This is a genomic window from Streptomyces sp. MMG1121, from assembly GCF_001280015.1.
In the GTDB taxonomy this organism is placed as follows: Bacteria; Actinomycetota; Actinomycetes; order Streptomycetales; family Streptomycetaceae; genus Streptomyces.
On the sequence record NZ_LGDV01000268.1, the window covers coordinates 1 to 8652 of the forward strand.

Genomic DNA, 8652 nt, shown 5'->3' on the forward strand with positions numbered 1-8652 from the left:
GGCGGGGGTCGTGACGGGGCCCGGGGTGGTGGGGTCGGCGGGCGCGCGGGGGCCGTCGGGGCCGGCCAGGGCCTGGACGATCTGCTGCACGAGCAGGCCCAGGGACGGGAGCAAGGTGGCCACGGCGGCGACCTGTCCCAGCACGGTCATCACCGTGCTCCACGTGAGGACCGTCACCAGGACGGCGACGGTCATCACCTTCTTACTCGACATCGCGCTCTTCGTTTCTGTGAGCAGGTCTCACTCCAACTGCCCCTTCTGTGGGCGATGTTGAAGCGCCATCAGAAGGGAGGGCCAGCATGACCCCGCCCCCGTCCACCACGCCATGTGATCATGGAGTTACGGAACAATGACCCGAGGGCGTCCCCGCGGGGTCCGGGCGGGTGTCGCGCACCCCTGCCGGTGTGATGTCCGCCAAATGAGACGTGACTCGCGTTACTTACCGGTCACACTGCGGCTCCAGAGCGCTATGGTCCGCCGGAGAAGCAGACTTGGAGCGCGTTTCAAGGGAGTCGGAGTGGCACGGAAGCTCGCCGTCATCGGGGCCGGTCTCATGGGATCCGGTATCGCTCAGGTCGCCGCGCAGGCGGGCTGGGACGTCGTCCTGCGTGACGTCACGGACGAGGCACTCAAGCGTGGCACCGACGGTATCAAGGCGTCGTACGACAAGTTCGTGAGCAAGGGGAAGATGGAGGCGCACGACGCCGCCGCCTCCCTGGCCCGCATCACCGCCACCACCGAGCTGGACGCCGCCGCCGACGCCGACATCGTCGTCGAGGCCGTCTTCGAGAAGCTGGAGGTCAAGCACGAGATCTTCCGTGCGCTCGACAAGATCGTGCGCCCCGAGACCGTGCTCGCCTCCAACACCTCCGCCATTCCGATCACCAAGATCGCGGCGGCCACCGAGCACCCCGAGCGGGTCGTCGGCGTCCACTTCTTCTCGCCGGTGCCGATGATGCAGCTGGTCGAGCTGGTCCGCGGCTACAAGACGAGCGACGAAACCCTCGCCACCGCGCGGGAGTTCGCCGAGTCCGTCGGCAAGACCTGCATCGTCGTCAACCGCGACGTCGCCGGGTTCGTGACCACCCGGCTCATCTCCGCCCTCGTCGTGGAGGCGACCAAGCTCTACGAGTCCGGGGTGGCCACCGCCGAGGACATCGACCTCGCCTGCAAGCTGGGGTTCGGCCACGCCATGGGCCCGCTCGCCACCGCCGACCTCACCGGCGTCGACATCCTGCTGCACGCCACCGGCAACATCTACACCGAGTGCCAGGACGAGAAGTTCGCGCCGCCGGAGCTGATGCGCCGGATGGTGGACGCCGGTGACATCGGCCGCAAGAGCGGGCAGGGCTTCTACAAGTACTGAGACCGAGCCGTAGGCACCCAAGCCGAGCATCCACCCCGGGAACATCACTCCCCGGGGTGAATTCGGTATCGGTTCGCTTACAAGCAGCAACCGCACCGCCACGCACACAGTCAGACGGTGCACAGCATCGTCACCATTGTCACGGAGTACGCCAACCGCACTCAACGGGGAGCGCATATGCACATCAGGGGCGACCACGCCGAGCTGGTCGTCGGGGGCCGCCTTGACGTCCGGAGCGCGGCGGACGCCCGTACGGCCCTGCACTCGGCCGTCGACCACGGCGTCGGCGACCTGGTGCTCGACCTGTCCGAACTGGACTCCTGGGACGCCACCGGGCTCGGGGTGATCATGGGTGCCCATCGGCGGGCCGGCCGCTGCGGGCGCCGTCTGGTACTGCGCGGCGTCCCGCCGCAGATGCAGCGCCTGCTGGTGGCCACCCGGCTGCACCGCATCCTCGCCATCGAGGGCGGCATCGGGGTCGAATCGCTGCCCCGCGTGTGACCCGGGGCACCCCCGGCCCGGTGTGAAGCCCACGTCGGGGCAATCCTCACGAGACTGTGACGTCTCGGGCCGTACGGCACCCCACCCTGTCGGCGATACTGACCGAAGGTTTAGGGTTCGGTCGCCCGCTGCCTCGCAACCCTCGATCGAGCGGGCCCGGACCAGAAGCGACAGCGCGGTGTGCGACAAGGCCGGGAGGGGCCGGAATCCGAGCACACGACGCTTTTGGGGGGTTTGAACCCATGGAACCCATGGACCCGATCGACCCGGGATCCGAGGAGTACGGGCAGGCGCACAGCCACCGCCCGCCCCGGGAATCCCTCAGCTCCGACTTCGGGCAGGGCACGCCCGCGCTCGCCCGTACGGCGCAGCTCGTCGCCGGCGACCTGCTGCTCACCGTCAACCCCGTCGACGGCAGCGAGATAGAGCCCTGCCCGCCGGCCCAGCGTCCGGACAGGCCCCGCAAGCGCACCGCCGCCGAGCGCACCGAGGCCGAACGGGCCGCGCGGCCGCCCGTGCCGCCCGGTCCCGCCCAGCCGGCACTGTCCCTGCTGGAGCGTCAGGACGAGCGCGAGCGCCTGGTCCGGCTGCTGGCCCGTGGCCGCTCCGTACGTCTCACCGGCCCCGGCGGCTCCGGCCGCAGCGCCCTGCTCGACCTGGTCGCCGAGGACTGTCTGGACCTGGCCCCCGACGGCGTGGTCCGGCTCACCGGCTGCCACCGCACCGCCGGCGAACTGCTCCACGACCTCTTCCACGCCGTCTACGACGCCCCCCGCCACCGCCCGGACCGGGACGAGCTGCACGCACTGGTCGCGGAGATCGGCGCGGTCGTCGTCCTGGACGACATCGAGTTCGGCGGCGCAGCCCTGGACGAACTGCTCGACACCGCCCGCGAGTGCGCGTTCCTGATCGGCGCCACCCCCGACGTCCCCGCGCCCTCCGCCGACTCCCAGGTCGAGGAGGTCTTCCTGGCCGGCCTCGACCGCGCCGCCGGTGTGGAGATCCTGGAGCGGACCGTCGGCCGTGTCCTCACCGAGGACGAGGCCAACTGGGCCGGCGACCTCTGGTTCGAGTCCGAGGGGCTGCCGCTCAGGTTCGTCCAGGCCGGCGCCCTGCTCCGGCAGCGCGACGAACTGCGCGCCGGGGCGGCGGACGAGTACGGCGCCTTTGAGGACGCCCGCCCGCCGGTGGACCTCTTCGTGGAGCCGGTGGAGACGGTCCCGCTGCCCGCCCTCGGCGACGCCGCCGCCCCCGCCCCGCTGCTCGCCTCCCGGCTCAGCCCCGCCGCCCGCGTCACCCTGCGCTTCGCGGTCGCCCTCGGCGGCGAGGTGCCGCACCAGGCGCATCTGCCGGCGCTGGTCGGCGACACCCACGCGGACGCCGCCCTCGGCGAGCTGGCGGGCTGCGGACTGGTCTCCCCGGTCGGCTCCCGCTACCGGCTCGCCGCCGGCGTGCAGACCCAGCTGGAGGCCGCCGGATACGCCGACGACGCCGCGGCCCGGGCGCTCGCCGCCGCCGAGCACTACGCCTGGTGGTCCGGCCACCCCTCCGTCACCCCCGAGCGGGTGAGCGCGGAGGCCGACGCGGTGCTGGGCGCGCTGACCGCCGCGGTCCCGCAGGCCTCGCTGTCGGCCGAGGGCGGGGCGAGCTGTGCGGTACGGCTCGCCCGCACGGCCGCGCCCGCCTTCGCGGCCGGGCTGCACTGGGGCGCCTGGGAACGTGCCCTGCGCTCCGGCGCGGAGGCCTCCCGGTCGGTCGGTGAGGTACATGAACAGGCCTATTTCCACCACGAGTTGGGTGTCCTCGCGCTGTGCGCCGGACAGCTGGACCGGGCCCGCGCCGAACTGGAGGCGTCCATCGGGCTGCGCGGCGCGCTCGCCGACAAGCGGGGCACCGTCGCCGGGCGCCGGGCCCTCGCGCTGGTCGCCGACCGCTCGGGCGAGCTGCCCGGGATCGCGGTCATGGCGGGGGAGGAGCTGCCGGAGATACGGCACGAGGAGTCGGCGCCGCCGCCGTACACCCCCCTCGGCGACCCGCTGGTCACCCGTCAGCTGCCGACGACCCCGGCGCGCGGCGCGGGCGGCGGCTTCCGCGGGCTGGCCCGCCGCAACATGGTGGCGGCCGGTGCCGGGGCGCTGCTCGCCGCGGTCCTCGGCACGGTCGTCACGCTCGGCATGACGTCCCACGAGAACGCCGACAAGAACCCCGCCGGCAAGGTCGACGTCAACCCGTCGGCCAGCCAGGGCACGGGCGACGGCAACCTGGGCGCGGACCCGAACCAGCCCCCACCCAACGGCCCCGGCTCGCCCCGGACCACCCCCCGCCCGTCGAACCCGGGCCCGGACGGGACGTATGGGACGACGGACGACCCGACGACACCGGGCACGACGACCGCGCCGTCGGCCAGCGCGGACCCGTCAGGCTCGGCGAAGCCGTCGAAGTCCCCCTCCAAGTCGCCGAAGCCGTCGGGGTCTTCCAGCTCGTCGAGCGGCGGCAGCACCGGTGGCACCACGGGCAGCCCGACCGGCGGCACGACGGGTGGGAGCAGCAGTGGTTCCCCCACGGGGGGTTCCACCGGCGGCACCGGCACCGGCGGTTCCACCGGCAGTCCGACCGGCGGCTCCAGCGGTGGTTCCACGGGGTCCACGGGCGGTACCACCGGAGGAACCACGAGCGGCGGCACGGGCGGTACCACCGGCGGCACGACGAGCGGCTCCGACGGCGGTACGACGTCCGGCACGAACTCGGGGACGACCGGCAGCACGACGAGCAGCGCGTCGGCCTCCCAGAGCGCGTCACAGCAGGCCGGCACCGCGATGTGAAGGCCCGGTTCTAGAACAGGCGGAGCTTGTCGTCCTCGATGCCGCGCATGGCGTTGTAGTCCAGGATCTGGCAGTTGATGCCGCGGTCGGTGGCGAGGACGCGGGCCTGGGGCTTGATCTCCTGGGCGGCGAACACCCCGCGCACCGGTGCGAGGTGCGGGTCGCGGTTCAACAGCTCGAGGTAGCGCGTGAGTTGCTCCACGCCGTCGATCTCGCCCCGCCGCTTGATCTCGACCGCGACCGTCTGCCCCTCCGCGTCCCGGCACAGGATGTCCACCGGGCCGATGGCCGTCATGTACTCGCGACGGATCAGGGTGTAGCCGTCGCCGAGCGTCTCGATGCGGTCGGCGAGCAGTTCCTGGAGGTGTGCTTCCACACCGTCCTTGATCAGGCCGGGGTCCACACCGAGTTCGTGCGAGGAGTCGTGGAGGATCTCCTCCATCGTGATGATCAGTTTCTCGCCCGCCTTGTTGACGACGGTCCACACGCCCTCGTCCTCGCCCGCGCCCTCCTTCAGCGTGCAGGGCGGCGACATCCAGTTGAGGGGCTTGTAGGCCCGGTCGTCCGCGTGGATGGAGACGCTGCCGTCCGCCTTGACCAGGATCAGTCGGGGCGCCGAGGGCAGATGGGCGGTGAGCCGGCCGGCGTAGTCGACCGAGCAGCGGGCAATGACGAGACGCATGGTCGGCAACGCTACTCGACACCCCTCGGTGCGCGCGATTCGCCCGTCCTGCTCCCGATCGATCGCCCCAATTGTCCCTGGAAACTCTTGTTCATCCCTGGCCGATAGTGCCCGTAACGGGACCGTTCCATATACGCATTCTGCTGGTGTGGTCACCTACGGTTGCCTACCGTAGGAACGTGAGGTCGCGGCGTATGTACTGAGCGTGTTCGACATCGCGAACTCCCTGACCTGTCCGGCAACCCCTGCGCTTCGGGGGTGCGAGAGGAGAACCCATGTCGCTCGACGTCTCACCGGCCCTACTCGAACAGGCCGAGCGAGGCGAGGTCGACGATGCAGCATTCGTCGACTGCGTCCGGACCTCCCTGCCATACGCATGGGAGATGATCAGCTCCCTGGCAGCCCAGCTGAAGGTCGACGGCGGCCCGTTCGCCGACAACCAGACGCCGCCGCCGGACGAGCAGGCGCGCGGTCAGCTGCTGCGTGCGCTCGCGAGTGACGCCATCCGCGGCGCGCTGCAGCGACACTTCGGTGTCCGGCTGGCCTTCCAGAACTGCCACCGGGTGGCGGTGTTCCCGCTGGACCCCTCGGTCGACGAGACGTTGGCCCGCTTCACCTCGGTGCGCAACCAGTTGCTCAACCAGTCGCCGGAGCTCCGGGACTGCTGACGCACGGCTTCGGTGTGGCCGAGGCACTGAGCCGCTTGCTTGCCGCTCCACCTGCGGGAGGTGCATTCAGTACTGGGGCGGCAAGCCCCCAGGTGGCTTGCGCGCGCGAACCTCGGTCAGCGCAGCTGGGGCAGCACCTCGGCGCCCAGCCGCCGTAGGTTCTCCTCGGTCGCGGCGAGATCGCCCGAGCCCTCCACGAGGAGGGCGAAACGGGAGATACCGGTGCGCTCCGAGGTGGCCGCGAGCCGGTCGGCGGCCAGGCGTGGCGTGCCCACCGGGTGCAGCCCGCAGAGCAGTTCGGTGTAGGCGTGCGGATCGCGCATCGCGCGCATCCGTCCGTCGACCGTCACGTGCGCGTCCAGGCCCTGCTTCAGCCAGCCCGGCATCGCCTTCAGCAGGGTTTCGGCCGCGTCCGTGCGCCGGTCCGCGAGCTGGCACACCCCGGCCGAGACATGGCCCGCGGTCGCGATCTCCTCGCCCGGCCGGCCCGCCGCCCGGGCGCAGCGCCGCCACTGGGCGACCATCTCGGCCTTCTCCTCGTCCCCGACGTGCATGCCGAGAAGCATCGGCAGCCCGCGCTCGGCGGCCAGCCGGACGCTCGCCGGGGACGTGCAGGCGACGACGACCTCCGGCCCCGGCGTCTCCGTCAGACTCTCCGACGGACGGGGCACGACCGTGACCTCGCGGAAGCGGAACCGCTCGCCGTCGGCCGCCACACGCGCTTCGCGCAGCCAGCGCAGCAGCAGATCGAGTGATTCCGGGAATCCCTGTTCGTACGCCCCGAGGCCCGTGCCGAACACCTCCAGGTCGACCCAGGGTCCGCCGCGGCCCACGCCGAGCGTGAACCGGCCGCCGCTCGTCAGATGCAGCAGTGCGGCCTGCTCGCCGAGGGCCACCGGGTGCGCCGTGGGCAGTACGCTGACCGCTGTGCCGACGTGGATGCGGTGGGTGCGGCCGAGCAGAAAGGCGGCCAGCGTGATCGCGGACGGGCATGTGCCGTACGGCACGAAGTGGTGCTCGGCCAGCCAGACCGCGTCCAGCCCGGCCTCCTCGGCGACCTCCGCCGAGCGGACCGCCCGGTGCAGGGCTTCCCCCGGACCCTGGCCCGGGAACTGGGCGCCCAGCACAAAGCTTCCTACGTACATCGCATTTCCTGCTTCCTTGGCCCCGGCTCGGAGCTCCCCCACCCGGCATAACCGTCTGACACGTGCCCAGGACACGGCCTGGCGGAGAGATTTGCGGATTGTCTGCAGAATCGCTGGTCCCGGAGGGGGACTTGTACGGGTTGGTGCCCTACGCGTACCCCGCTCGGCGGCGCGTACGCTGGATGCAGTCCCGCTTCCCGTACAGCCCCGAGAGGTGCCCCGTGTCCCCGCGTCGCAACCGACCGAAGGTAGCCGGAACGACGGGCCGGAGCGCCGAGGACGACCAGGCGGGCCGGTACGGCGGCTGGCAGTCGACCGAGACCTGGCAGGGCGAGCAGTGGAGCGTGCGCCATGTCGCCGGGGCGAGCGCGGAGGGCAAGACCTATCGCTGCCCGGGCTGTGACCAGCTGATCCCCTCCGGGGTCCCGCACGTGGTGGCCTGGCCGGAGCACTCGGGCGTGGACGACCGCCGCCACTGGCACAAGTCCTGCTGGAACGCGAAGGACCGCCGCACCACGCGGGTGCAGCGGCCCCGTAACGCGCCGAGGTTCTAGTCCAGGACCTCACACGTCCCGGTTCCGCAGCAGCGCGTAAGCGCCGGCGTACGCCGCGGCCGTCACGCCCAGGACGATCCACAGGGGGTCCCAGCCGGACGGTCCGGAGTCGCTGAGGGAGTTGGAGTAGAACAGGCTCAGCTGGTTCGGGATCGAGTACTCCAGCAGCCATTCGCGGAGCTTGTGCAGCGACTCGGAGAACATGAACAGGGCGATCACCAGCGGCGCGAGCAGCACGCCGATCATGATGGTGATGGCGCCCGCCGAGTGCCGGATGATCGAGCCGATCAGCAGCGAGAGCAGCCCGAGCAGCGCGATGTAGAGGCTCACCCCGACGGTGGCCTTGAGCCACTCGCCGCCGGTGGGCGTGCGTGCTCCGTTGCCCTGCACCATGGCGTTCTGCACCATGGCCACGAAGGTGGCGGCGGCCAGCGTGATCACGAAGGCGACGACGAAGAACACGATCGCCTTCGCCGCCAGCACCCGGGCCCGGCTCGGGCACGCCGTCATCGTCGTACGGATCATGCCGGTGCCGTACTCGGACGCCGTGGTCAGCACGCCCAGGGTCATGATGCACATGCTGCCGAGCAGCAGCCCGAAGAAGCCGAGCTGGAGCGGGTTCTCGTTGTTCATCTGCGAGGAGGAGTGGGAGACCACCGCGCCGGCGAGCAGGCCGATGCCGAGGACGAGCAGCACGAACACGCCGAGCGTCCACATCGTCGAGCGTACCGACTTGATCTTCGTCCACTCCGAGGCCAGCGCCTGCCCGAGGTGGGTGCGCACGACCGGGATCGGCGAGGTGTAACCGGGGTACGACCCGCCGGGCGCCGCCTGCCAGTCGGGCGCGGCGGCGGGGGCCTGCGGCATCGGGGGCTGGTGGGTGCTCATCGGGCGTCCTCGGGCTTGGTCAGGTC

Annotated in this window: 9 protein-coding genes; 5 read left to right on the forward strand and 4 right to left on the reverse strand. The window is 71.5% G+C overall.

Annotated elements, in window-relative coordinates; all coding sequences use genetic code 11:
* A partial coding sequence (locus tag ADK64_RS46480) for a hypothetical protein (protein ID WP_053667532.1) occupies window positions 1–213 on the reverse strand: 213 nt, incomplete at its 3' end.
* 304 nt (window positions 214–517) lie between these two features.
* Here ADK64_RS46480 and ADK64_RS41960 point away from each other — a divergent pair.
* The 3 genes from ADK64_RS41960 to ADK64_RS41970 all read left to right on the forward strand — a co-directional run bounded on the left by ADK64_RS41960 (window position 518) and on the right by ADK64_RS41970 (window position 4689).
* Window positions 518–1366, forward strand: a complete 849-nt coding sequence (locus tag ADK64_RS41960) for a 3-hydroxyacyl-CoA dehydrogenase family protein (RefSeq protein ID WP_053667524.1) — start codon at window positions 518–520, stop codon at window positions 1364–1366.
* A gap of 177 nt (window positions 1367–1543) precedes the next feature.
* On the forward strand, window positions 1544–1867 hold the full coding sequence (locus tag ADK64_RS41965) for an STAS domain-containing protein (protein ID WP_053667525.1): 324 nt from the start codon (window positions 1544–1546) through the stop codon (window positions 1865–1867).
* A gap of 251 nt (window positions 1868–2118) precedes the next feature.
* Complete coding sequence (locus ADK64_RS41970) at window positions 2119–4689, forward strand: AAA family ATPase (RefSeq protein WP_053667526.1); 2571 nt, start codon at window positions 2119–2121, stop codon at window positions 4687–4689.
* A 10-nt stretch (window positions 4690–4699) separates the two neighbouring features.
* Here ADK64_RS41970 and nucS read toward each other — a convergent pair whose 3' ends face one another.
* Window positions 4700–5371 (reverse strand): endonuclease NucS, encoded by a 672-nt coding sequence (gene nucS / locus ADK64_RS41975; protein ID WP_053667527.1) that lies wholly within the window; start codon window positions 5369–5371, stop codon window positions 4700–4702.
* Between the two features lie 275 nt (window positions 5372–5646).
* Here nucS and ADK64_RS41980 point away from each other — a divergent pair, with 275 nt between their 5' ends.
* Entirely contained in the window at window positions 5647–6039 is a 393-nt protein-coding gene (locus ADK64_RS41980; protein WP_053667528.1) for an SCO5389 family protein, read from the forward strand.
* A gap of 116 nt (window positions 6040–6155) precedes the next feature.
* On the opposite strand, the gene ADK64_RS41985 is transcribed toward ADK64_RS41980, so the two are convergent.
* Window positions 6156–7184 carry an LLM class flavin-dependent oxidoreductase gene (locus ADK64_RS41985; protein ID WP_053667529.1) on the reverse strand — a complete coding sequence of 343 codons (1029 nt, stop codon included), beginning with the start codon at window positions 7182–7184 and terminating at the stop codon, window positions 6156–6158.
* Between the two features lie 221 nt (window positions 7185–7405).
* Here ADK64_RS41985 and ADK64_RS41990 point away from each other — a divergent pair, with 221 nt between their 5' ends.
* Entirely contained in the window at window positions 7406–7738 is a 333-nt protein-coding gene (locus ADK64_RS41990; protein WP_053667530.1) for a hypothetical protein, read from the forward strand.
* 9 nt (window positions 7739–7747) lie between these two features.
* Here the strand turns inward: ADK64_RS41990 and ADK64_RS41995 are convergent, their stop codons facing one another.
* Window positions 7748–8626 carry an ABC transporter permease subunit gene (locus ADK64_RS41995; protein WP_053667531.1) on the reverse strand — a complete coding sequence of 293 codons (879 nt, stop codon included), beginning with the start codon at window positions 8624–8626 and terminating at the stop codon, window positions 7748–7750.
* Window positions 8627–8652 lie beyond the last annotated feature (26 nt).